The sequence below is a fragment of the Nostoc paludosum FACHB-159 genome (assembly GCF_014698835.1).
In the GTDB taxonomy this organism is placed as follows: Bacteria; Cyanobacteriota; Cyanobacteriia; order Cyanobacteriales; family Nostocaceae; genus Nostoc; species Nostoc paludosum.
In genome coordinates this window covers 159,907-183,312 of the sequence record NZ_JACJTU010000015.1, presented here as the reverse complement: position 1 = coordinate 183,312, position 23,406 = coordinate 159,907, and the positions used below count along the sequence as shown (strand labels likewise).

At 43.4% G+C, this 23,406-nt stretch carries 22 protein-coding genes; 8 read left to right on the top strand and 14 right to left on the bottom strand.

Features of this window, described 5'->3' with window-relative positions; genetic code table 11:
* Positions 1–1,520 (bottom strand): cysteine peptidase family C39 domain-containing protein (locus H6H03_RS17440; RefSeq protein WP_242057877.1); only part of this gene is annotated, 1,520 nt, incomplete at its 3' end.
* On the opposite strand from H6H03_RS17440, the gene H6H03_RS17435 reads away from it, so the two are divergent.
* A complete protein-coding gene (locus H6H03_RS17435) occupies positions 1,505–1,810 on the top strand; it encodes a hypothetical protein (protein ID WP_190956336.1) in 306 nt (101 codons plus the stop codon). The genes H6H03_RS17440 and H6H03_RS17435 overlap by 16 nt on opposite strands.
* Before the next feature lie 136 nt (positions 1,811–1,946).
* On the opposite strand, the gene H6H03_RS17430 is transcribed toward H6H03_RS17435, so the two are convergent.
* The 8 genes from H6H03_RS17430 to H6H03_RS17395 all read right to left on the bottom strand — a co-directional run bounded on the left by H6H03_RS17430 (position 1,947) and on the right by H6H03_RS17395 (position 12,072).
* Positions 1,947–3,386 (bottom strand): NHLP bacteriocin system secretion protein, encoded by a 1,440-nt coding sequence (locus tag H6H03_RS17430; RefSeq protein ID WP_190956335.1) that lies wholly within the window; start codon positions 3,384–3,386, stop codon positions 1,947–1,949.
* Positions 3,387–3,489: 103 nt separating this feature from the next.
* The gene (locus H6H03_RS17425) at positions 3,490–4,881 is read right to left on the bottom strand and encodes an ATP-binding protein (RefSeq protein WP_190956334.1); all 1,392 of its coding nucleotides are present in this window, start codon (positions 4,879–4,881) and stop codon (positions 3,490–3,492) included.
* On the bottom strand, positions 4,881–5,177 hold the full coding sequence (locus H6H03_RS40390; protein ID WP_242057876.1) for a hypothetical protein: 297 nt from the start codon (positions 5,175–5,177) through the stop codon (positions 4,881–4,883). Before H6H03_RS40390 ends, H6H03_RS17425 begins: the two co-directional genes overlap by 1 nt.
* Positions 5,178–5,201: 24 nt before the next feature.
* Positions 5,202–6,866: a response regulator gene (locus H6H03_RS17415; RefSeq protein ID WP_190956333.1), complete on the bottom strand. Its 1,665-nt coding sequence runs from the start codon at positions 6,864–6,866 to the stop codon at positions 5,202–5,204.
* Between the two features lie 259 nt (positions 6,867–7,125).
* Positions 7,126–7,335: a hypothetical protein gene (locus tag H6H03_RS17410; protein ID WP_190956332.1), complete on the bottom strand. Its 210-nt coding sequence runs from the start codon at positions 7,333–7,335 to the stop codon at positions 7,126–7,128.
* A 617-nt stretch (positions 7,336–7,952) separates the two neighbouring features.
* Positions 7,953–11,261, bottom strand: coding sequence for a type 2 lanthipeptide synthetase LanM family protein (locus H6H03_RS17405; RefSeq protein WP_190956331.1), 3,309 nt, complete (start codon positions 11,259–11,261; stop codon positions 7,953–7,955).
* A 129-nt stretch (positions 11,262–11,390) separates the two neighbouring features.
* Positions 11,391–11,678 (bottom strand): Nif11-like leader peptide family RiPP precursor, encoded by a 288-nt coding sequence (locus H6H03_RS17400; RefSeq protein ID WP_190956330.1) that lies wholly within the window; start codon positions 11,676–11,678, stop codon positions 11,391–11,393.
* Positions 11,679–11,784: 106 nt separating this feature from the next.
* On the bottom strand, positions 11,785–12,072 hold the full coding sequence (locus H6H03_RS17395; RefSeq protein ID WP_190956329.1) for a Nif11-like leader peptide family RiPP precursor: 288 nt from the start codon (positions 12,070–12,072) through the stop codon (positions 11,785–11,787).
* Between the two features lie 328 nt (positions 12,073–12,400).
* Between H6H03_RS17395 and H6H03_RS17390 the strand changes: the two genes are divergently transcribed.
* On the top strand, positions 12,401–12,544 hold the full coding sequence (locus H6H03_RS17390; RefSeq protein ID WP_190956328.1) for a hypothetical protein: 144 nt from the start codon (positions 12,401–12,403) through the stop codon (positions 12,542–12,544).
* Positions 12,545–12,926: 382 nt separating this feature from the next.
* On the opposite strand, the gene H6H03_RS17385 is transcribed toward H6H03_RS17390, so the two are convergent.
* On the bottom strand, positions 12,927–14,015 hold the full coding sequence (locus H6H03_RS17385; RefSeq protein ID WP_190956327.1) for an aromatic ring-hydroxylating dioxygenase subunit alpha: 1,089 nt from the start codon (positions 14,013–14,015) through the stop codon (positions 12,927–12,929).
* Positions 14,016–14,398: 383 nt separating this feature from the next.
* On the opposite strand from H6H03_RS17385, the gene H6H03_RS17380 reads away from it, so the two are divergent.
* Positions 14,399–14,818 carry a heavy metal-responsive transcriptional regulator gene (locus tag H6H03_RS17380; protein WP_190956326.1) on the top strand — a complete coding sequence of 140 codons (420 nt, stop codon included), beginning with the start codon at positions 14,399–14,401 and terminating at the stop codon, positions 14,816–14,818.
* A 131-nt stretch (positions 14,819–14,949) separates the two neighbouring features.
* On the opposite strand, the gene H6H03_RS17375 is transcribed toward H6H03_RS17380, so the two are convergent.
* From H6H03_RS17375 to H6H03_RS17365, 3 genes are all read right to left on the bottom strand, one after another.
* Entirely contained in the window at positions 14,950–15,735 is a 786-nt protein-coding gene (locus H6H03_RS17375; RefSeq protein ID WP_190956325.1) for a PspA/IM30 family protein, read from the bottom strand.
* A gap of 163 nt (positions 15,736–15,898) precedes the next feature.
* Complete coding sequence (locus H6H03_RS17370) at positions 15,899–16,654, bottom strand: PspA/IM30 family protein (protein ID WP_190956324.1); 756 nt, start codon at positions 16,652–16,654, stop codon at positions 15,899–15,901.
* Between the two features lie 369 nt (positions 16,655–17,023).
* Positions 17,024–18,379, bottom strand: coding sequence for a hypothetical protein (locus H6H03_RS17365; RefSeq protein ID WP_190956323.1), 1,356 nt, complete (start codon positions 18,377–18,379; stop codon positions 17,024–17,026).
* A gap of 85 nt (positions 18,380–18,464) precedes the next feature.
* On the opposite strand from H6H03_RS17365, the gene H6H03_RS17360 reads away from it, so the two are divergent.
* The 3 genes from H6H03_RS17360 (at position 18,465) to H6H03_RS17350 (ending at position 20,117) form a co-directional block, all read left to right on the top strand.
* Positions 18,465–18,629 (top strand): hypothetical protein, encoded by a 165-nt coding sequence (locus H6H03_RS17360; RefSeq protein ID WP_190956322.1) that lies wholly within the window; start codon positions 18,465–18,467, stop codon positions 18,627–18,629.
* Between the two features lie 38 nt (positions 18,630–18,667).
* Positions 18,668–19,210: a DUF721 domain-containing protein gene (locus tag H6H03_RS17355; protein ID WP_190956321.1), complete on the top strand. Its 543-nt coding sequence runs from the start codon at positions 18,668–18,670 to the stop codon at positions 19,208–19,210.
* A 595-nt stretch (positions 19,211–19,805) separates the two neighbouring features.
* On the top strand, positions 19,806–20,117 hold the full coding sequence (locus H6H03_RS17350) for a hypothetical protein (RefSeq protein WP_190956320.1): 312 nt from the start codon (positions 19,806–19,808) through the stop codon (positions 20,115–20,117).
* Between the two features lie 127 nt (positions 20,118–20,244).
* On the opposite strand, the gene menB is transcribed toward H6H03_RS17350, so the two are convergent.
* Complete coding sequence (menB, locus tag H6H03_RS17345; RefSeq protein ID WP_096539856.1) at positions 20,245–21,078, bottom strand: 1,4-dihydroxy-2-naphthoyl-CoA synthase; 834 nt, start codon at positions 21,076–21,078, stop codon at positions 20,245–20,247.
* Between the two features lie 201 nt (positions 21,079–21,279).
* On the opposite strand from menB, the gene H6H03_RS17340 reads away from it, so the two are divergent.
* Complete coding sequence (locus H6H03_RS17340) at positions 21,280–22,092, top strand: Rpn family recombination-promoting nuclease/putative transposase (protein ID WP_190956319.1); 813 nt, start codon at positions 21,280–21,282, stop codon at positions 22,090–22,092.
* Positions 22,093–22,799: 707 nt separating this feature from the next.
* A complete protein-coding gene (locus H6H03_RS17335; RefSeq protein ID WP_190956318.1) occupies positions 22,800–23,300 on the top strand; it encodes a hypothetical protein in 501 nt (166 codons plus the stop codon).
* The last annotated feature ends 106 nt before the right edge of the window (positions 23,301–23,406 follow it).

The window sequence follows — 23,406 nt, the reverse complement described above, 5'->3', positions numbered from 1 at the left end:
ACACCTCCCACACCTCCCACACCTCCCACACCTCCCACACCTCCCACACCTCCCACACCTCCCACACCTCCCACACCTCCCACACTTCCTGCTTGCCCCATGCCCAATCCCCGATTCTCCTCCACTTCCAAATCAACGGGATTTTGCAACACGTCATCAAGGCGGTTTAAGTCGGCTTCTAAATCTTGGAGTGTACTGCCGAAATTGACGAGGCTATTAACTGGCTCTAAGAAGCTGATTGTTAAACTTTGGTAGGCGACGAGCATTCCAATACTGAGATTGCCGTTCATTACCCGTAACCCACCAACCAGCAGAATAGAAGCTGTGGTTAGGGCTGTCAAAATTGTGGGTAATGTGGTGAGAATTTGAGTTTGTAAGCCTAATTCCTGTTGGGCGTTAATTGCTTTAGCGTAATAACCAGCAAACCGAGCAAATAAATCTGATTCCAGCCCGGAAGCTTTGATGGTTTCTATGCTTTGGATGCCGCTAACCGTTACACCGCCGACTTTGCCATATTCCTGAGCTAGGCGCATATTGGCATCAACACGAGTTTGCGATAAAAATAGCAAGGCAAAGATATTGATGGCAGCAAAACCCACAGCGATCGCACTCAACAATCGGTCATACTGAATCATAATCAGCAAATAAAAAACCATCATCACCGCATCAATGATTGTGGTTGCCAAAGGGCCTGAGAGTCTTTGTGCCACGCGGTCATTAAGTTGCATCCGGCTGGTGATTTCTCCAGCAAAGCGTTGGTCATAAAACCCAATCGGCAATCGTAAAATATGCCAGAGAAACTGCCCACAAGTGCTGACTGACAACTTAACCATCAATCGCCGCAGATAAGTAAGCCGCAATCTGGCAAGCAACGCCCGCAATATAGTAGTTATACCCATGCCTAACAGTAAAGGCCGTAACCAGTCCTGTCGGTCTTGGACTAAAATCTCATCGATAAACACCTGGGAAAATGCTGGCACTGCTAACCGAGGTAAAGTTAACAGTAAACCTGCCAGGAAGCAAAAAATAATTGTTCCCCGTGAGTTTTGTAAGCGGCTACTTAAAGCTGAGACAATGTGATTTTTTTTCCCGCCCTTTTGAAAGTCTGGGCCGGGTTCCATTACCAGGACAACACCAGTGTATGAGCGATCGAATTCTTCCCAACTAACCGTTCTCCGACCACTAGCAGGATCGTTGAGGTAGACGCGTTTTTTGCTATATCCTTCTACCACAAGAAAATGATTAAAATTCCAAAAGGCAATGTAGGGGGGAGAGGTAGTTGTCACCTGTTCTAGAGACAGTTTTAAACCTTTGGCATTGAGTCCATAGTTTTTAGCAGCTTTGAGGATATTAAAAGCTTTGCTCCCATCCCGTGAAACACCACATTCTTCGCGCAGTTTAGCTAGCGGTACAATCCGACCGTAATAGTTAAGAATTATTCCTAAAGCAGCCGCACCACATTCCACCGCTTCCATTTGCAAAAGTGTAGAAGTGCGGACGCGATTTGGAAATTTGGGCATTGGGCATTGGGCATGGGGCATGGGGCATTGGAAATATATTGTGTGGAAGGGAAAAGTTAGTCTTTAATACTCGCGAACGAGTCTTTGATACTCGCCGACGAGTCTTTGATACTCGCGAACGAGTCTTTGATACTCGCCGACGAGTCTTTAATACTCGCGAACGAGTCTTTGATACTTGCCGACGAGTCTTTGATACTCGCGAACGAGTCTTTGATACTCGCCGACGAGTCTTTAATACTCGCGAACGAGTCTTTGATACTCGCCGACGAGTCTTTAATACTCGCCGATGAGTCTTTAATACTCGCCGATGAGTCTTTGATACTCGCCGACGAGTCTTTAATACTCGTGAATCCAATTGAGCCTTCCACCTGTTTCATGCCCAATGCCCCATGCCCAATGCCCAATGCCCAATGCCCCATGCCCCATTTAATAAATCCCAGTCCAAGAGCGTAGCATAGGAATAATATAAGAAATCGGTGCTTTTTCTCCAACTTTGACTTGGACAGAAGTAGTTGTCCCCGAAGATATTTTTACATCTGAACCATTAGAAGATGACCATTTGTAGCCACTAATTGATGTACTATTTTCTTCTAGTTCCACAAGAGCTTGTACTTTTGCTTCACCTTTACCAGCAAGAGAAGCGGCAATTTCTTTGTTACCAACGATCGCTGTAATATCTTGTGTAGTTACCGGAAAAGAAGAGATATTCGCAACGGTTCCGACAATACCACCTTCGCGTTCGCGTTTGGCAAAGCTGGGAGTCACTTGTACTGCCATACCTGGCTTAATTTGCTTACCATCTTTATTGGCAAAGTAAACAAGACTCATCAGTTTTGAATTTGGCTGTTCAGCTTCGATTGACCCTAACCGAGTACCCGGATTCATCATTTGACCGGGAACAACACTCACTTCGAGAATGTGACCATTATATTTACTGATGATTCTACTCTCTTGAGATAATTGCAGTTCTAATTGGGCAATTCGGCGTTTTACTTCTCGAATTTGATTGGCTTTGTCAATTCTTTGTTTAAGGTCTTGTTCTTGTAATTTAGTATTTTGAGTATTGAGTTCTTTAATTTTGGTTTTAATTTCGTCAATTCTATTAAGATTTTCAAGATATTCTCGTTGTGTAGTGGTTTCTTGAATTTCCAGATCCTTTAGTTGCACATCAATATCAGATAGTTCTGCTTGAGTATTAAAGTATTCCTGTTCAGCTTGCACTACCATATCTTGACTGATAACGCGATCGCCAAAAAGCCGACGACGATTATCCACCCGTGCTTGCAAACTTTTCAGTAAGTAGTTAATTTGTTGTTTGCGAGAATTAATACTTTGACGTTTTTGGGCGATCGCTCTTAGAGTTTGGTCGCGTAATTTGGGGGCACTTTGCTCTCGGCGCAGATTATTTTCCAAATCCATTTTCTGCTGTCCCAGAGTAATAATCTGTTGCTCAATTAGCAGCTTTTGGAGCCTGTCAGTTTCTTGATTTTGAGTTTGGAGTTGTTGCAACTTTACTTGTTCTTGCTGTAATTGCTGTTTCAGCACCGATTGGTCGATGATACCCAGTACATCACCTTGTTTAATAACATCCCCTGGCTTCACCTTGAGAGTGAGTAACGGCCCAGAACTAGGTGCTTGAAATTCCACAACATGGTGCGGTTTAATCAAGATACCTTGACCTGTGACAGTGAGAGGAATTCTACCAAACACGCTCCAAACCCCAGCCACAGCAACCACAAAACCCATAGTAGATAAAGTCAACCAAGCTTGAGGCTTGACCACATTTATCGCTCGGTCTAGTTGTTCTGGTGAAGACAAGCGGTCTAGCGCTTCTGGGCGGAAGATGTGGCTATGTTTGAGTTGCATTGTTCTCCTCCTTACTGGCAGCGCTTAGATTCTCAAGGCTTTTAGAGTTCTAAGATAAATTGAAATCGGGGAGAACTAGGGGAGAACGAGCCTTCTGCCTCCTTCAATTCAAAGGCAAACAGATGTTGAAACAAGTTTTACCTGGCTGGGACTTAAACGACAGGGTACCGTAGTGGCGATTCTCTACAATCCGGCGGACGGTTTCTAAACCCAATCCCGATCCATGTCCTACTGCTTTGGTGGTGAAGAAAGGTTCAAAAATGCGTGTTTGAATTTCCGGTGCAATTCCACTGCCAGAGTCAACGATATCAATGTGAGCAAAGCGATCGCAATGCCAAGTTGAAATTTCTAGCAATCCCTTACCATCCATTGCATCGATAGCGTTGTCAATTAAGTTTGTCCACACCTGATTTAATTCGCTGCCATAGGCAAGGATTTTCGGAAGGTTGCGATCGTAGTTGCGTTGCACTTGCACGCCGCACTTGAGTTTATGAACAAACAATCGCAAGGTATCTTCTAAGCCTTGATGTATATCTATTTCTTGCTGAGTGCCTTGGTCGAGGTAAGTATAAGATTTCATCGCTTGCACGAGTTCGGAAATCCTCTCGGCTCCTCGCAAACCATGTTTAATCATCGACATGACTTCAAAGGAGAGCGATAACCAGTGCAATCCCATTTCTCGCAATTCAGTGTCGTCGTTGCGCCAACGTTCCATAAGCTGGTCTAAGGTTTCCACCTCAACACCACCTTCTGCTAAAGGTTCTGCTAATTTCCATGCCTGCTTGACACCATAGTCTTCTAACCATTCGAGTAAGACGGCTTCGCGATCGCTTAGTGTCACAGGATCTAGCTGATTATTCAAAATCGCTTCATAGCCGCGATCGCGTACTCTCAACCAGTGTTGAGTATGCGCTTCGTCAACATTGCGTTGTCCATAAACTAAGTTCATTCGTTGTAGTTCGAGGATTGCTGCTGGCATTTCCCCAAAAGTCCGAACTAGCGCTGCCGCTGGGTTGTTGAGTTCGTGAGCTAAACCGGCGGCAAGTGTTCCTAAAGCTGCCATCTTTTCTCGTCCGCGAATGAAAGACTCTAGCCCCCGCACCCGAACTTGCATAATCCGGAAGACCATACGCTCGAAATCACGACATTCATGCAACAGTTTCCGAAAGTCTTCTCCCTGTAATTTATATAGGTTGCAATTTGTCAATCCCCGCATTGTCACAGGTGCAGGTTCATCTGTAAGTATTGGAATTTCACCAAAAAAGGATGGGGCTTCGTGTTGACCGATGGGAATTTCAATTCCTTCACTGCGGCGGGTGAGTTTAATTTTTCCTTTTACTAGGATAAATAAGCCACATCCAGGGTCTCCCTCATGGGCGAGGATTTCTCCGGGGGCAAGTTCGAGTGTTTGGGCGCGATCGCAAACCCACTGCAATCGCTCTTTGGGAAGCTGTTGAAATGGCTCTAAGTCGATCAATTCCTCAACACATAACATTAGCGAACCTCCTGATAATACCGTTTCACTTTAAGGTTGATACATTTAGGCGAGCAATGGAGCAGGGGAGCAGGGGAGTAGGGAGACAAGGAAGTGTGGGGAGTGTGGGGAGTGTGGGGAGTGTGGGGAGAGAGGGGAGTGTGGGGAGAGAGGGGAGTGTGGGGAGAGAGGGGAGTGTGGGGAGTGTGGGGAGTGTGGGGAGTGTGGGGAGTGTGGGGGGAAAGAGAATTAATGCTTCCCCCTCCTCCCACACCTCCCACACCTCCCACACCTCCCACACCTCCCACACCTCCCACACCTCCTGCCTCCTGCCTTTCTTGCTAAACATTGCTCAGGTAACGGTGAACGAATTGAATAGCAATGGAACCTTCTCCCACACCGGATGCCACGCGTTTAATTGAGCCATAGCGCACATCTCCCGCTGCGAAGATACCAGGAGTGCTGGTTTCTAATAAGAAAGGAGAACGTTCTAAATACCAACCTGGGGGGGATTTGCCATTATGCATTAAGTCTGGGCCGGTGAGAATAAAGCCTTGGGCATCGCGTTGAATAATGCCATCGAGCCAATCTGTTTTGGGGCTAGCGCCGATAAAAATAAACAGCGATCGCGCTGCCACAGTTTCAATTTGTCCAGTCTTGGCATGGGCGATGGTAATTGCTTCTAAATGTCCTTCTCCCTTGACTTCTACAACACTACAATTCGTGCAAACTTGGATATTTTCAGTAGCGGCAATTTGATCAATCAAGTATTGGGACATACTCGATGATAGTGACTCTCCCCGCACCAACATAATCACTTTGCTGGCATACTTAGAAAAGTGCATTGCAGCCTGTCCGGCTGAATTTGCCCCGCCTACCAAGTAAACCTCTTCGTTGGTACAGGCGATGGCCTCAGTCATGGCAGCACCGTAGTAAATTCCTGCCCCTGTAAGCTGTTCGGCTCCTGGCACATTTAGCCAACGGTAGGAAACCCCCGTTGCAACTAAAAGTGCATGGCAACTAATCTCGCTGCCATCTGCCAATTCCAGAACCCGGTAAGGATTTTCTAGTCGCACCCCAGTTACTACTTGAGGTGTGAGAATCTCCACCCCAAATCGCCGCGCTTGAGTAACTCCCCGCCTTGCCAAATCACTGCCACTCAAACCAACAGGAAATCCCAAATAATTCTCAATGCGGGAACTCGTACCTGCTTGTCCTCCTGGCGCTTCACGTTCAATTAAAACAGTACTCAATCCTTCAGAAGCGCCATAGACGGCCGCTGCTAGTCCGGCGGGGCCACCACCCACGATCGCCAAGTCATAGAAGGGGCGTTCTGCTTGAGTTTGCAGTCCAATTTTAGCGGCAATCTCTAAATTAGATGGTTGGATTAATCGAGAACCATCAGGAAATAGCACCAAGGGCAATTGCTGTCTGCCATCAGCTTGTGCGTATTCCACCAGTTTTTCGGCATCTTGTTGCAGTTCAATATCTAACCATTGGTATGGAATCTGGTTACGCGCCAAGAAGTCTTTCACCTGATGAGAAAAAGGCGACCAGCGATTACCAATGACTCGAATGCCTTCAAAGGGTGGGTGGAATCCAGCTTGCCAGTCATCTAGCAAATCATTTAAAACCGGATATAACCTCTCTTCTGGTGGATTCCAGGGCTTGAGTAAGTAATAATCAAGTTTGGCACTGTTAATTGACTTGATGGCGGCATCTGTATCTGCATACGCCGTCAACAGGGTACGTTTTGCATCGGGAAAGATACCTTTTGCTCGTTCGAGGAACTCCACACCCCCCATTTGGGGCATACGTTGATCCACTAAGAATAAAGCAACTGGTTCATTGCGTAATTTGAGTTGCTGCACCACATCCAGAGCTGTAATCCCGGAATCTGCTCTAACAATACGGAAGCGATCGCCATACTGATGCCGCAAGTCCCGTGACACTGCTTGCAAGACTTCTGGATCGTCATCAACGGTTAAAATTACAGGTTTTGCCATAACTACTGTTACTCAACAATTGCAGTGCTTGGCCGTTGTCTTCAATAAATCTGTCTTCAAAGGTAACAAAGAATGGCCAACAGGGAACAGTTCGATATCCCATATTTCAAAGCAGGGGATTTAGGAACTTGCAGATAATAAACGATCCCAAATTATTTGTACATTTCTAGGGGCACACAGTTAGCTGTGCACCCCTACAATGGAATATTTTTTTCCTTGGAAGTCCCTTAAATAAAAACATTTTGTTTTTTTATAAGATTTACTCTTTAACCAGTTGCTTTAAACGAAAGTATGCTTCTTCTGGTGTTAAGGGTTCGGATTGACTTTCATTAGGTATATAAAATATCCAGCTATCGCGAAAGTAATGCACAACAAAGCTGGAAATCAAACCCAAGTTGAGTGCTTGCTTTCCGAGTTTTTCAGTTTGTTCCTCTAAACTCAGTTGGTCATGAAATGAATGTTCAGCCATATTTTGTCATCTCCCTACACTTTAGTTTGACCCTAGAAGATCCTTCAACAGGAGCATTACACGAATCATCTATAGGTGGTTTACTATCCACCATGTTCGAGAGTAAGCTTGAGAATATTTTGAGAGCAGACCTAAATAATTTCAAATCTGCTTTCGTAGAGAATCATAAAACTATTTTGGTCAGTAGTGTTAACCTGAGATTGAATTGGATAAGAAAGCAGGCTAAAAAAATGTCCAATTGTCATTGCGAATAAAGCGATCGCCCTATTTAATCAATCAAAAAACCTCTTATAGCAATTCTCTGTGAACTTGCACTTAATGATAATTCCTTCTTCCTTGGCGTCCTTGGCGTTCTTCTCTAACGAGACGCTACGCGTTGGCGGAAGCCTCTCGTAGAGAAGGCGGTTCGTTTAATAAATATTAAGTGCGTCTCTCAGTATTAGAAGTTTTACTACGCAAAACCGTCCCTCTCCGACTCGGAGAGGGACAGAGTTGAACTTCAAAGCAGGGAGAGGTTCGCCAAACTCACGTTAAAAAGGAGAGCTTATAACCCTCTTTCACCCCCTTTTTAAGTGGGTCGCCGTAGGCGGGGGGATCTTAACCGAACCGTATTGCCCTTACTCCCACAGAAGTACTGAAGGCAAATCATCGCTAGCTAACCGTAAAAACTCGTAGCCGATTCCCGCTGTACCCCGAAATAAACTGGGGTGGAATACTGAACCAGGTAAATTAACGAACATTTGGTAGGCTCCAGTTCGTCTAGCTTTAGCCACAACATTTGTAGCATTCTGGAGGGCAATTTGACGCAAATCAGAGCGCGAGTAGCGTTGCGCCCCGACTAACAGCGTTTCAATTCGACCCAAATTGCCACAGCACAAATGGTCGCTGGCTTCTAATCCATAGTTCTGGGTAGTTTGCAGGGCAATTTCAATTTCGCGTTCGATTCCGGGAATTTCTCCAAGTCTGAGGCAGCCTAAACGCGCCAAGCCAATCCCAGCTGCACCGTGACACCAGACAACCGGAAAGCTTGGTGGCTGATTAGGTTCCAAGCTGCGAAAGTCAGGCCAGTTCGCATATGATTCACTAAAGACGCTGCGCTCATATTCGATGCCTTCCATCGCTGCTTCGTAATAAGCTTGATTTTGAGTGACACTGTAAAGTTGCAGCAAAGCATAGGCGATTCCTGCTGCTCCGTGAGAGAACCCAGTTAAGGGCTTTTCGCTAACAGTCTGCCAAGCTTTGGGAGCATTTTCGTAGCTGATTCGATGGTTGAGCAAATGCTCTCCACAGGCGATCGCTTTTTTTAAAACGATTTCATTTCCTGTTACTCTATACAGGGACAACAACCCAAGGATGGCTCCTGCCGCTCCACTCATAATATCTAGCTTTTTATCGGCAGCAATCAACTCTGGTGTCATCAACTCTGCTAATGCTTGAGCATCTGCCAATAGCGTCTCATCCTTGAGGAATTGGCTCACCTTCACCAAGCCATAGATTAACGAACCCAAACCTGTTGCGCCACCGATACCCATGAGCCGAGCCATTAATTGCCGAGATTCTAAGTTCGCGGTTTGGATTTGCCGACGTAGGGGTTGCAATGCCCTTAATGCCAAATCGCGGGAGTGCGAGTCATTAGTTACCTGACTGAGTGCGGCGAGAAACAAGGCAACACCAGTGCGCCCATCGTAGAGGTTGTAGCCCAAAACTTGCAATCGGAATCGCTCTGCTTCATGCACATAAACTAAGCCAATCCAGTTGACACTGCCATCGGGATCTGGTATGGCTGTTGTTTCTAAGTTAGTGGCGATCGCACTGGCTTCGGCAATTAATTCTGCCGAACTCAGCAGAGGTAATGATTCGGCATTCCATTGCGGACTTCCTTGGCTGGGAGTTTGCGCCACTTTAGCATGGAATGAGCCTTGAATAATCGCCGTTTGTCGAGCTAGGTCAATTTCATCCATCGCCTGCAACTGATTCAAGGCGTGCTGGTAACTAGGTTGCTGAAAGTATTGCTGAATAGATAAATCGCTGCTTACCTGAAGTTCATCACTAGCAGCATTCGCCGTGAAAAACGGAATATCCAATTGTTCCATTGCTCGCAGTTCTGCACTCAAAATCGGCAAAGCATTGGGTTTTTCTTGAGCAACTAGAAAGGCACGGCTAAGACGATCCAATTCGATGCTATAGTCTGCGCCGTGTTTGAGGTAATCGGGTGATAAAGTTTTTTGGAAGATGGCACTGTAGATGCGAGTGTTGCGAAAGACAAAGCGGACTTGCTGATTCTGCATCGCGGTTAACGGACTTCCAAGAGCCAGTAATATGTCCTTATGTATCATCAAAAAGCGATACATCACCTCGAATCCGGCTGTAATTTGTGCTTGATAATCGCTGGCAGATAAGGCAATCTCACCCAAGCGCGGCACATTTTTCCCCACGGACATGGTGACAGACTCAGAGTCCAGATACATATCGTCAGTATTGATGTGCTGCCATTTGGGTAGTTTCTGAGGAGCTTTTTGAGAATCTGTACTACCCAATCCGCTAACATCATAGGCAATGCGGCGATCGCTGCTAAAGTCCCAACGCGGTAAAAGCCCAGTCCGTAGTACAGATGCCCAGAATTGCTGTTCTGCGGCTGTCTCAAATTCTGGGGCATTTGGTGAGTTTTCCATCAAATTCGCTTCATGGTGCAGCAAAGTTTCCATATCTACTAACACCAAATGTTCGCCACTGGCAATTAAGTTTTCGTGGTGACAATCTGTTCCCCGCAAAGCGTAAAGCACGCACAACAACATCCCAGCACGCTGATAAAAACGTTCTACAGCGGCTTCATCATTACAAGGTTGATGTGTAATATATTCTACCCAACCGTAATTATCTCGGTTCAGCACCTGAATAACTTTGAAATCTAAAAGCTGACTGTGTTGATTGCACCAGTCCAAAAATTGGTTAAAAGCAACTTCCAGTCCCAAATCTTTAGGTTTATATACGAGTTTAAGTCCAGACTCAAAAGTGAGCAAAATAACTGTTCGCCCGCGCTTGTGTGGGTCAGAAAGGGAAGTTTGGATTTCGGAAACTTTGCCTAAACTATCATTTTTTGAGCTAAAGATTCGCTGAATATCTACTTTATCTTCCGCCAGACGTTGGATAAATTCAGCCGCAGATTCTACCCAAAAATTGACGGCTGTTGCCACTAATCGACCGAGTACTGGATATTTATTAAATAGAGTCAACAATCCATCTTTTAGGAGTTGATTGACAAACTGATTATAGTAAGTTTTATTGTTGCTTTTTTCTGTTGCTAGTCCTAGCAAATTGAGTAAATTTTTCCCAAATGGACGAACTTGAGAAAATTCAAAATTCAGCGTTTTGGTACAAATTCCCGCCAATCGCTGTAGCAAACTGCGTTCTAATTCGCGGTAGGTAGCTTTTGAAAGCACTGATAAAGGTAAACTTTCTGGAGTTAGTTGTCCAGAACCAAGACAAGTCAAAAGTTGCTGTCTGGCAACTGCGATCGCAGGCAGCAAGATATCTTCAAAGGGAATCGGGTTTTCTGGATTGATTGGCAAATCTATTTCCAGTGCAGGCACAAATTCCTTTGCCGTTTCCATAATCTGTTGCAAAGTTTCCGCCCATACCGGCAATGGTGCTTGCACATTCCAGCCGATGCTTCCCAGGCGAGGACGAATGGTAGCCAGGTCTAAGCTTTCCCACTGTAAGCGTTTATGTAAAGTGTTCCAGTCACCTACGATTTGATTCCAGCGATCGAGCCGACGCTGAATTTCTTGTTCGTTAACTGAATCGATGTCAATGACAAATCGTTCTGTATCAAACCGTTCCCAAAGAAAGCTGGCGTTAGCAACGATAGTTGTAAAATTTGCTATAGACGAAGGGACATCTGATTTAGCTATAACTGGATTTTTCATAATGCTGGCTCGACAATAAGAGAGCAGGGGGAGCAGGGGAGGTAGGGGGAGAGAAAAAAGCTTAACTCAACGGTATTGCCCCCTACATCCAAGTTCAACGAAGAATATTGTTAGCTAAGTCTTCAAATATCAACATTGACCATTTCCCTTAGGACAGTCGGTACAACATGACATGTGACCGTGGCCGGTGTCAGCCATCATGCCTCCACTAACGCTGAGTAATTCTTCTTCGCTCAGTTCGTTGGAGTCCACAGTCAACTCTGCAAGCATTTGAGACAAGCTTTCTACGGTGAAGTTATAACCTTTTTCTGCACTGGCGATCGCTAGTAGTTTGATGGCTTCTGCTTGGTTAGCTGCTGCTTGTACTTGCTGTTGTAGTTGTGCGTTTTGCAGTAGTTCTTTGATTTGGTGTAACATAATTATTTTCTCCTTTTTACTTTACTTAATTAATTGGCAGAGATTTTTTGCTTGTGTTATGCGTTGTTCTCTGTATTTCTAAAATTTTTGCCTAAGTCTTCAAATATCAACATTGACCATTTCCCTTAGGACAATCGGTACAACATGACATGTGACCGTGGCCGGTGTCAGCCATCATGCCTCCACTAACGCTGAGTAATTCTTCTTCACTCAGTTCGTTGGAGTCCACAGTCAACTCTGCAAGCATTTGAGATAAGCTTTCTACGGTGAAGTTATAACCTTTTTCTGCACTGGCGATCGCTAATAGTTTGATGGCTTCTGCTTGGTTAGCTGCTGCTTGTACTTGCTGTTGTAGTTGTGCATTTTGCAGCAATTCTTTAAGTTGTTGTAACATACCCATATCCTCCGTTTTGTTTGGCTCAATGCAGAGATTTGGCGCTTGTTCTGTGCGGTGTTCTCTGCTCTTAATGATTTGAATTTAGAGAGTAATAGGGGAAAACTAGGGGAGATAACTACAGCTAGAGAAAAATATTTTGGCACAAAGTAAAAGCTTGTCAAATGTAGATTTGACAAGCTTTATGGTGAATATCCACTTTGCAAGAGCGCTCTAAATCTATGAATAGTATTGATATCAAAATCAAAATTACAGCAGAATTCAGAATTAGAATAAACTCTTTATCTAGCTAACACGCCGAAATACTCTACTTTAATTTACTTGAAATTTGCTGTATACCAATAACAATAAAGTACGGGTTATTGATAGCGATCGCGCCACCTATCCACCAAAAAAAGTCACACTGCTAACCCAAGTCTCTGCAACTTTCCAAAACATCCTTGCAGGCTACGACAAATCGTCACCCAATTAAATATACTGTTATTTGCCTGATAAAAATCTGAGTATCCTAACTCAGAAAACTAGGAAAACAGAGATATTCAGCCAATTGGTGTTTGTTTATACTATTTCAATTTTTTGTAGTCGTTATACTCATGACTTAGGTTCTACCTGGGAATTAGGAAGTGGCTTTGCCACTTCTTTTTATTTATATCGTAGTCCAGCAGAAAATAAATTAAAAGTTAAAAGTAATTTGTTTCAACTTTTAACTTTTATTTAGCTCTTCAGCAATTCGTAGCTAAATGAAGTAAAATATCTGATTCTGAAAGCCAGATATCAAGCTTTTTTCCCTCCTGAATTCTGACTTCTGTTAGCGCAGGGGGGCATAGTCCATTCTGACTCCTGAATTCCGAATTTTAATCATTACTCATACTATCTCGCCATCTTTCACGCTTGGCCTTGCTTTCATCATCGCGCGATCGGGTTTCTTCCCAAGTTCCCCACATTCGAGACTGCTGTTTTTCAACATAATTTATAAACTGCATAATTGAATAATCTGCCTTAATTGGGGTCTTCAAATCAAACTGAATAGTTTGGACAACTTTGATGTCACCCATGAGAAAGAATTTACCTGCAATCTTAGTCAACCACAGCACAACTCGATTGTATAACCAACCAAAAATACCCTTACGTTTTTTAACCATCAATAGAATTTGGCCTTCAGCTTTTCCCCCTTCATAAAGCCGCGTAGCAAACATCATATGGACATGAAGGAAATCTGGCCCAACTGTCACAATATTAATGGTACCGTACCAATAACAAATACTGTAAGTAATAGTATTTTTGTAGAACAGACGGATGAGCTTGACGAAAAATGAGTTTTCTTTGATGGGTGCAGTGTTGGTGAAGACAATCGCATTTTCGTTGAGTTGCTGTCTTTCAAAAACAACTTCTACAGGCAATTTGTGAACTGTATTCAGATGTTGAGCATCAATCGCATTAATCATCACCACATTAGGATGGCAATTCATTAAAAAGTGAGAATGTATAGCAACATCGCACTCTTTTTCTTCTAACTCTGGAACAAAAGGTAGAGGTTGCTGTGGTATTTCTCCAGTCCAAACCCAAATCATCCCGTACTTCTCAGCAGTTGGCCAAGATTGTAACTTTAAAGAAAGCGGCGTATCTAAACATGGAATATCAATACACATCCCTTCGCCATCAAACTTCCAATGGTGGAAAAAACAACGTAGTGCATTCCCCTCGACTTTGCCTTCAGCAAGGTGAGCGCCCATGTGTGGACAGTAGGCATCAAAAGTCACTACTCTTTTGTCTTTTCCCCGATAAATTACTAGCTCCCTACCTAAAATGGTGACAGGTTTTACTTCACCTAAGAGCAAATTTGTAGAGGGTATTACCCAATACCATCCTTCAATAAAACGCTCTGGATTATTAAAATTTTTAGGTTTACGGGTTGAGTTAAAAGTCCGGGAATTGAGATTCATTTTTATAGTTTCACTTGCAGTGAAGCGGTTAATCTACAAGTAACATGGGAACTATAAACAAACAGTTACTTTCAGTACTATGATAAGAAATTACCCAATAAATTGAAATAAAATTTTGACTATCTACAGTTAAAAATGTTAAAATTATAGCAAATAAATATAAGTTGAAATCAACTACTATAAACTCACATTTTTTTTAAAGCACAAACAGTACAATTTCTGATTAAATAAATATTTCAACTACCAAACTAAGATTTTAATATATAAATTTTCATATAAATAAAAAGATTGCTGTGCAGCAATGTTACCTAAAAACTGCTAAATTATTTGGCAATTTCATATTTAAATTATGTAATAATAATCACAAAAAAGGGGAATCTACCGTGTTAGTTCAGAATAACAAACTGCTTTTAATTGGCCAGGTAACCAACTTAAGTAAAATTCCCATTAGGACAATTCGTTATTACGAAAGTTTAGGTTTAATCAAATCATCAAGGCGAACAGAAGGAGGATTTCGCCAGTTTTCTTTAGATGTGTTAACTCGCCTAGCTTTCATTAAAAGGGCACAAAACTTTGGTCTGAGCTTAGAAGAGATTGGAGATATTCTTGAGGTATATGACCAAGGGCAAGCACCCTGTGGTGAGATTCAAGAAAAGCTAGAAGAGAAGCTTTTGGAGATCGATCGCCAAATCGATCAGTTATTAACCTTACGCTCGGAAATCAAAGGATTACTTTCAGGCTGGAAGAATTTAGAAGATCAGCAGGAGGATACAATTTGTCCCAACATGCAAACTATTAGATGAGGGAGATGGCTTCGCCAAGGGAAAAGGAGGGATCTTTCTTTTCCCCTTTTCCCCATGCCCCATGCCCACTAAAATGTAAAATCCCACAACCAACAGGCGTGGGACTGGCTCAAGTAAGTTTTTTGCCAATTTTACATTTGATCCAATTGTTTGCGTAGGGAATCTAACTCAGCATCAACCACATCATTAGACTTAGGAGCAGTGGTTTGTTGGGGTGGCTGTTGGGGTGGTAGTTGGGGTTGATTTTGTGGAGCTGCGGGTGGTAGCATTTGCGCCTTCAAAGCAGCTAATTCATCATCAACATCACTACCAGATTCTAACCGAGCAAATTGGCTTTCTAAATCGGCACCCGCCAATTCTCCTGCTGACTGGGCGCGGGCTTCTTGCATCAAGACTTTTTCTTCCATTCGCTCGAAGGCAGACATGGCACTGCTGGTATTCATCCCACTCACCATGTTTTGGAGTTGCTCTTGGGCTTTAGCAGTAGTGATTCTAGCTCTAAGCATTTCTTTCTTGGTCTTGGCCTCAGAAATCTTGCTTTCCAGCTGGATTAAGTTGCGCTTGAGGGTTTCAACTTGAGTGCTTTGGGTATCCAAACTAGCTTTGAGGGCGGCGCTGGTGTCAGTATAAGTCTTCTTGCGCTCTAGAGCTTGTCGTGCTAGATTTTCATCACCTTTTTGCAGCGCCAGTTGGGCATTGCGTTGCCACTTATTGATTTCATTTTGGGCATCACTGTACTGTTTCTCGCTGCGTTTTTGGGCGGCGATCGCCTGAGCTACTCCCTGACGTAGTTGAACCAAGTCTTCCTGCATTTCCAGGATGGCTTGCTCTAGCATTTTTTCCGGGTCTTCAGCTTTGTTAACCAGGTCATTGAGGTTAGAACTAACAACTCGTTTAATGCGATCGAATAATCCCATAACTTTGTTTTTCCTTGTTTTGGTTTACGCTCTTTGTTGGACAGTTAGCTTTGTTACTTTTTAATAGCTACCTATTTCAATGTAATCTTTCCGGTTTAGATCGGTAGCTCCCAAGAACTCTTAATTGTTAAGATATCTCGAAGCTGTGGCATTTCACCCAACTTTAAGAGTCTGGTGTTTTGGGTAGCTGCTGTTGGGGAGGCTGCTCGATTTTTTGGTTGTCTTCCAAGAGGCGGTTGTTGGGTTGCGTGTTTTCTGCCTCATTTAAAACTTGCACCTTCATGGCTGCCAATTCGGCATCTACATCATTAGTAGATTCCAAGGACGCAAATTGTGTTTCCAAGTCATCGCTACTAAGTTGAGCGATGGCTTCTGATTTTGCCTCAATCTGCAAAACTTTTTCTTCCATCCGCTCAAAGGCGTTGAGACTGCTGGTAGCAGAAACTCCGCCGAGCATTTCTTGTAAGCGATAAGAGGCTTCAGCAGAACGGGCGCGAGCGATATACATATCTTTTTTAGTTTTTGCCTCGCCAATTTTTAACTCTAGCGATCGCATATCCTTTTTTAGCCTAGCCACTATCTCATTTTGCTGTTCTATCTGGTTGGATAGAGCTTTTGTAGTTTCTTTATAAGCTTGGCGTTTAGTTAAAGCTTCCCGTGCTAAGACTTCATTGCCTTGTCGCAGTGCTAGCTGGGCGCGGCGATACCATTCTTCTGCTTGGGATTGGGCAGCAGCAGCTTGTCTTTCGGTACGTTTTTGGGTGGCGATCGCTTGTGCTACACCCTGACGTAACCTCACCAGATTTTCCTGCATCTCCATCACAGTTTGCTCCAGAATCTTTTCTGGATCTTCTGCACTGCCTATCAAACTATTGAGGTTAGCGCGAATCACCCGCAGAATACGCTTAATTAACTCCATCTCTGCTCTCCATCCACGAAACTCAGTAGTGAGTGCTGAGTGTTGAGTGCTAAATACCCAGTACTCTTTATAAATCAGGGGAAGTGGGTAGAGACGCCATTAACCCTTGTGTGTAGGGAGTGGGCAAAGAAGGTGTTTGTTTCATTCATAACGAGTGGCGATCGCCGTTAGTCGAACGCTCCTAAGTATAAATATTTTTGTAGTAGCGTACAAAACAACCAAGATTTTATATCTCTTAGATCTCCACTCAGTACAGACGCACAGACGCTCGAAGAGCGGCTTCTCCTAAGAGTATAACCGCGTCTCTACCCACTCTTTACTCCCCATTTAGCACCGTTATCTCATGGTATCGTACATTTTTATTACGACTCACGGCTCTTGAACTCGTGCCTTAATTCCTCTTGATTCTAGTAATCGCATGTGTCTTTCTACTTGCTCTTTAGTCTTAAAAGCACCCAGAAAAATCAATTGTTTATCAGGTGATACATAAGCATCGGGAATTATTTCCCGTGCTGAGGCTAAAGCACGACCTTGATTGTCTATCACTACGTGGTAAAACCCATCTGTAGATGGTTTGATTTCTGCATTTGGCGCAGGTGAGGTTTTTGGCTTTGGAGCCGGGGACAAATTCGCAAGAGGTAAGGGCTTTGCGGTCGGTACGGGGGCTGTGGCAATGGGATTTGTTGGTTTTAGGGGTGCGGGGTCAGGTAATGCGACTTGAGGATTTATCGGATTTTGGGGAACAACCGGATTCGTTACAACTGGAGGTGTTGTTTGGGCTTTGGGTTTTAAGCCAACTACATCATTGGGGTCTCTCACTTCAGGAAACTCTTCAGCTGCCAGATTGGGATACTTGGGTATAGTTGTGCTTGGTGGCTGGATCTGAGATTGAACATTGACATTACTTGCAACTTCCTGAGTATTTTCTGGTGTGGCAGGCGAGTTACTATTAAACAACTTGGCTAAATTCCATTGCGGCAAGCTTTTCGGATTAAAAACTACATAACCCAAAGTCAGACTCGCCACCAATAGCAGCAACATCGAGCCGATACCCAAAGGTGATAGGAGACTGTCACTATAATTATTGGGTTTTTTAGTTTGTGGCTGTTCTTCTGTAAGACTCCGCAGCAGTGCTTCGCTAGATTCAAGATAGTCATCTGGCTGCTTGAGTCCATCATCCGGCTGCACAATATTTTCGCCTTTAGTATCTTTTACGACTGTCGGCACGATACTGCTAGTGAAGTTGGGCGGTGGTGGTGGAAGTTGAGTTTGTTTTTTAGCAGAATCCAAGCTAGGCGGTACATGATTCAGATTACTTAGTTCCTCAGTATTTACCGTCACTGGTTCTGAGTCCACCGGAGGATTAGGGGGTGCAGGTATGGGTGGTTCATCAATTTTTACTACAGATGAGGCTGGAGTTACCTGAGCATTCACAGGTACGGATACAGGTAAAGGTGGTGGTACATTGACCTTAGTTTCTGCTAGTGATGGTGCAGTTGTACCCGATGCTGTGGAAACGGCAGTGAACTGCTGAGGTTGACTGTTGATGTAACTCCCAACACGGTATTGATTCGAGGATACTGAACCAGTTCGCGTGCGTCGGTATCGAGCTAACTCTTGATCTAGCGGCACCTCCAAACTCGCTAGTGCTGCCGCTAATGCTGGCTTTAGCCCAGATGCCTTAGCCGATTGATTGCCGGAATCATTCAGGGGGTTTTCAGTCATTACCTCTATACCTCAAACGTAGATTGCTGGAATTAACTTTAGACATATTTGTGCCAATATTAGCGAAAATTACTTAGAAGTGGGCATGGGGCATTGGGCATTGGGCATGGGGCATTGGGCATTGGGCATTGGGCATGGGGCATTGGGAAACAGACAGAGATTTTCAGGCTTTGTTGTGAAGGATAGTTCATTGAGGTCTATCTTGAGAATAGGAAATAGGGCAGCCAGAGATGGGATAGAAAACTCCTAACTCTTAACTCCCAACTCCCCACTCCCCACGTTTTAACAATGTCGTTGAAATCAGTTAATGATATTTTAGGCATTCTAGAAAAGCAGGCTAAATGGCAGGAACAGCCATTTCAAAAGTTGCTCAAGTGTTGGGCAGAGGTTGTTGGCCCTGTAGTTGCTGGACATACTCGACCATTGTCGATTCAGCGCGATGTTTTGTGGGTAGCAACTTCTAGTGCTGCTTGGGCGCAAAACCTGACTTTTGGCCGCGCGTCTTTGCTTTTAAAGTTGAATAAAAACCTGCCAACCCCGTTGGTTGATATTCGCTTTTCCACTGCTGGTTGGCAGCATCCATCTGTGGAGAGAAAACAGCAACAAACAATTTTGCCCCATGACCATCCAAGTTACGTTGGCGATCGCATTACCAGCAGTGATAATACACCCAGTATTCAAGATGCGAATGCTGCTTTTGGGCATTGGGCTGAGATCGTACAAGCGCGATCGCATGGCTTACCCCTTTGTCCGCAATGTGAATCCCCCACCCCACCAGGCGAACTTCAGCGCTGGGCAGTCTGTTCTGTGTGTGCTGCTAAGCAATTTTGAAGCCAACCAATCCTAACTACTAAGCCAGAGGGAGTGTTGACTGATGATAGTTGACAGTTGACAGTTGACTGGGGACATGGAGCAAAACTACGCCCACCACCCCACCATTCCAAACTGCAAACTTGTACAGACAAGGTTTAATCTACTCCTAACTCCTAACTCCTAACTCCTAACTCCTAACTCCTAACTCCTAACTCCTAACTCCTAACTCCTAACTCCTAACAATAGTTCTAATTCTTGAGAAAAAATATATTTTCCTGCTAGAATATCCCAAGTGTGATAAAGCACTATACTATTTATCTCTAATTATCTACCTTAAGCCATCCTTAAGGAAGAAGTTAAAAAAATCGATAAATCAAAAATCTTACGTTTAATCTTGATCCCTAATAAGTTTTAGCCAAAATCTATAGGTATCCACTCTAATAAACATTGAAAAATATAACAAGAATATAAAAAGATTGTAAAATTTATTTTTTCATGGGGATCGCTGAAACCTAGAGTAAATAATGATTTTTTGCCTTTCCTCCGTCTTTATATATAGAAGCAAAATATAAGGGTGAAATTCAGCCATAAACGGCACTAATGATGAACCCAAATGAAACCTATTAAATCTTTAGCATCTGCCTGTAGATATTGCCGTCATTACCAGCCAGAAGGCCGCCGTGGCGGAGTGTGTCAGCAACTGGGAGCGCCAGTTCAAGCAAGCTGGAAGGCTTGCAATTTCGCGATCCCACCCTTTGCACCTTCTTGGGAAACTTTGGAAGATGCTTGGGGTTTGCCAGATGCAAAACCAGTTTTAGCTTGTTCTCAATCCTTAGTCTCAGATTTAGACAAGCCTGCTCTTGCTCTTGTGGAGGAAACAATCTCTACTTCCCAAGACGCTAAAACTAAAGCTGTGCTTATTTAGTCATTCATTATTACTGGACTAAGTTCTTAGTCTGCTTAAAATAAGATTTGTTTTTAAGATTTTTAGTGCTGTAAACATTGACATCTACAAAAATCGCACCCTTCAGGAAGGTGCGATTTTTGCAATTTTATGGTAGCCAAGGAAAAGAGCGAAAATCTGGTGGACGTTTTTCGAGAAACGCTTTTTTGCCTTCAGACCCTTCTTCGGTCATGTAATACAGTAGGGTGGCATTACCAGCGAGTTCTTGTAAACCAGCTTGTCCGTCACAGTCAGCGTTAAATGCTGCTTTGAGACAGCGAATTGCGATCGGACTTTTTTCTAAAATCTCTTGCGCCCATTGAATACCTTCGGCTTCTAGTTGTTCGACTGGGACGATGCAATTAATTAACCCCATTTCTAAAGCTTGTTGTGCATCATATTGGCGGCAGAGAAACCAAATTTCTCTGGCTTTCTTTTGCCCCACGATGCGGGCGAGATAGCTGGCGCCAAAACCACCGTCAAAACTGCCGACTTTCGGCCCAGTTTGCCCGAAAATGGCGTTATCTGCGGCTATGGTGAGGTCGCAAATCAAGTGTAGAACATGTCCGCCACCGATCGCATATCCAGCTACCAAAGCAATCACTACTTTCGGCATGGAACGAATCAAGCGTTGCAAATCCAGCACATTCAACCGAGGGACGCCACTATCATCCACATAACCAGCATGTCCCCGCACGCTTTGGTCGCCACCAGCACAGAAGGCATATTTACCATCAGTGTGTGGCCCATATCCAGTAAATAGGACAACACCAATAGTAGTATCTTCACGAGCATCACAAAAAGCATCGTAAAGTTCAAAGACAGTTTTGGGGCGGAAAGCATTGCGTTTGTGGGGGCGATTGATGGTGATTTTCGCAATGCCATCGGTTTTTTGATACAGGATATCTTCGTAGGTTTTGGCAGTTTGCCAGTTAATTTGCATTGGTATGGAGTGTGCTGTTGCTTAGAGAATTTTATCGCGGACGTAGGGAGTTGCGATACCTGCGGTGGACACTGAGCTTGTCGTACTCCTACGGGGAAGCAAGCTACGCGGAGCGTCTCGTAGAGAAGTGTGGGCTACGCCTACGCTAAGATTAATGTCTCAAGCTTTACAATCAGGGCTGGTAATTGATTAGCAATAAAAATGCGGCGTGACTCCATCTTCTATAAATTGTTCAAGCAATTTCCAGGGTTGCTGTTTGAGTTGGTAGACCAACCACCCCCAGAAGCAGCAGACTACCAGTTTGAATCGGTTGAGGTGAAAGAAACGGCGTTTCGGATTGATGGAGTATTTCTACCTCCCGCCAATGCACTTTCCAAAATTGTTTTCTTTGCTGAAGTTCAGTTTCAGAAGGACGAAGATTTATATCACCGCTTCTTTAGCGAGTTGTTTTTGTTTCTCTATCGCCACTCAATTCGTTACGATGACTGGTTTGGAGTGCTAATTTTTCCTTCTCGTAACCTGGAACCATCAAATTTAACGATTCATCGCGCTTTGTTGGAGAGTGGCCAAGTCAGGCGAGTTTATCTCGATGAGTTAGGGGATTTACGAGAACAACCTTTAGGATTGAGTTTAATGTTGCTAACAAATGTTACTTCTGAAACCGAAGCAGTAGAAGGGGCACGGTTTTTGCTGGAACAAGCGCGGCAACAATCAGAGCAAGCGATAATTGATTTAGTGACAACAATTATTGTCTACAAGTTTTCTAACCTGAGTCGAGAGGAGATTGAAGCAATGTTGGGACTCAATCAACAAGAACCACGAGCTATTCGGGAAGCTAAGGAAGAAGGAGAAAGAAAAATTGTTTTACGACAATTAAATCGGCGCGTGGGTAATATTCCTGATGCGCTTCTGTCTCAGATTCAAGGGTTATCGGTGGAACAGTTGGAAGCTTTAGCTGATGCTTTGTTAGATTTTTCTAACCTTGCTGATTTGGAACGGTGGTTACAAAGTTAATTAGAAGGTTAAGAGCGATCACACTACAGTAAGAGAATCTGTAGCGAAGCTCACGCAAATTCATATATTTCCTTCGAGACAAGTCATCGCTAAAATTAATATCTCATCCAAAGGCGCACAGGAAAATGCAAGAGTGTGATCTATTCAAATGCAAACTGCTATAAATAGGTTTTGTAAAACTTGATGCGTCTCTTAAACCCAGCATTCCTGCTGGGTGTAGGGCATTTTATCTTACTTATTTTTCATTTTAATCGCCACAATTAGCTGAGTTACAGCCAATAAGGTTGCAGGGATTAACGAAAGATAATTGTATAAGCTGGGATTTGGAACGAATGGCTGAGGGTTTGAAATAAATCCAACAGTCGCAGCCAATTCTTGCATTGGATTATCTGGGCTTCCCAGATAGGGGCTACTTTGGGTACAATGGAAATAACTATTCAAAAGTTTTACCTCCTTAGTAAGGTAATTGTTTTTGCTGTAGGAGCAGAGTCCTAGCCGACCCGGCTCCTATCTTTTTAATCTTAAAGGTACGCATTAGAATGTGTCAATCATGCATTGTGTGCGTAGAAAATATACCTTGCTAAAATAGAGAAGAATAAATATTTCCTACGCATTGTGTGCGTAGCTATGCACACAATGCGTAGCTACGGGCACAATGTATAGATTAGTTTATAAATAGTTCATGGTATTTTAGGTGCATATTCTGCATGACTAACACAGGAACAAAACCAATTCGCCCAATCACAGTTGATATAGATTTAGATTTGTATGGTTTAGACCCATATGAATTTAGAATTTATGCACACATAGCCCGTAGAGGTGATTGTTACTCTAACCTTAAAACAATGGGAGCAATTTGCAATATGAGTGTTAGACAAGCTCAATATGCTTTGAAAAAACTTAAAGATAAAAATTTAATAACGCAAAAAAAACGCAAAGGTACAACTGATTTATATCAAATAACAGATAAAAGTAGTTGGAAACAGCCAAACTACAATAATGAACTAGACAATGCTTTAGAATATTTTAATCGTGCCCTTATCCGTCGTGAATTGAAAGATTATCAAGGAGCGTTCCAAGATTTTCAAAAAAGCGTAGAACTTTTTGAGGAAGAATTATTACAACTAGGAAAGCACAGTACACGAAAACAAAAAGATATCCAAGATGCTAGAAAAGAACTTATAAAAACTCAAGAAAAAATCAATTAAGGTTGCCGATAAAAGGACTATCTTTGGTAAAATAGAGTTTACTGTAGCCAATAAAAATTTTATATACTAAGGTAATTTTTGAGATATGATACGGCAATATTGGTGA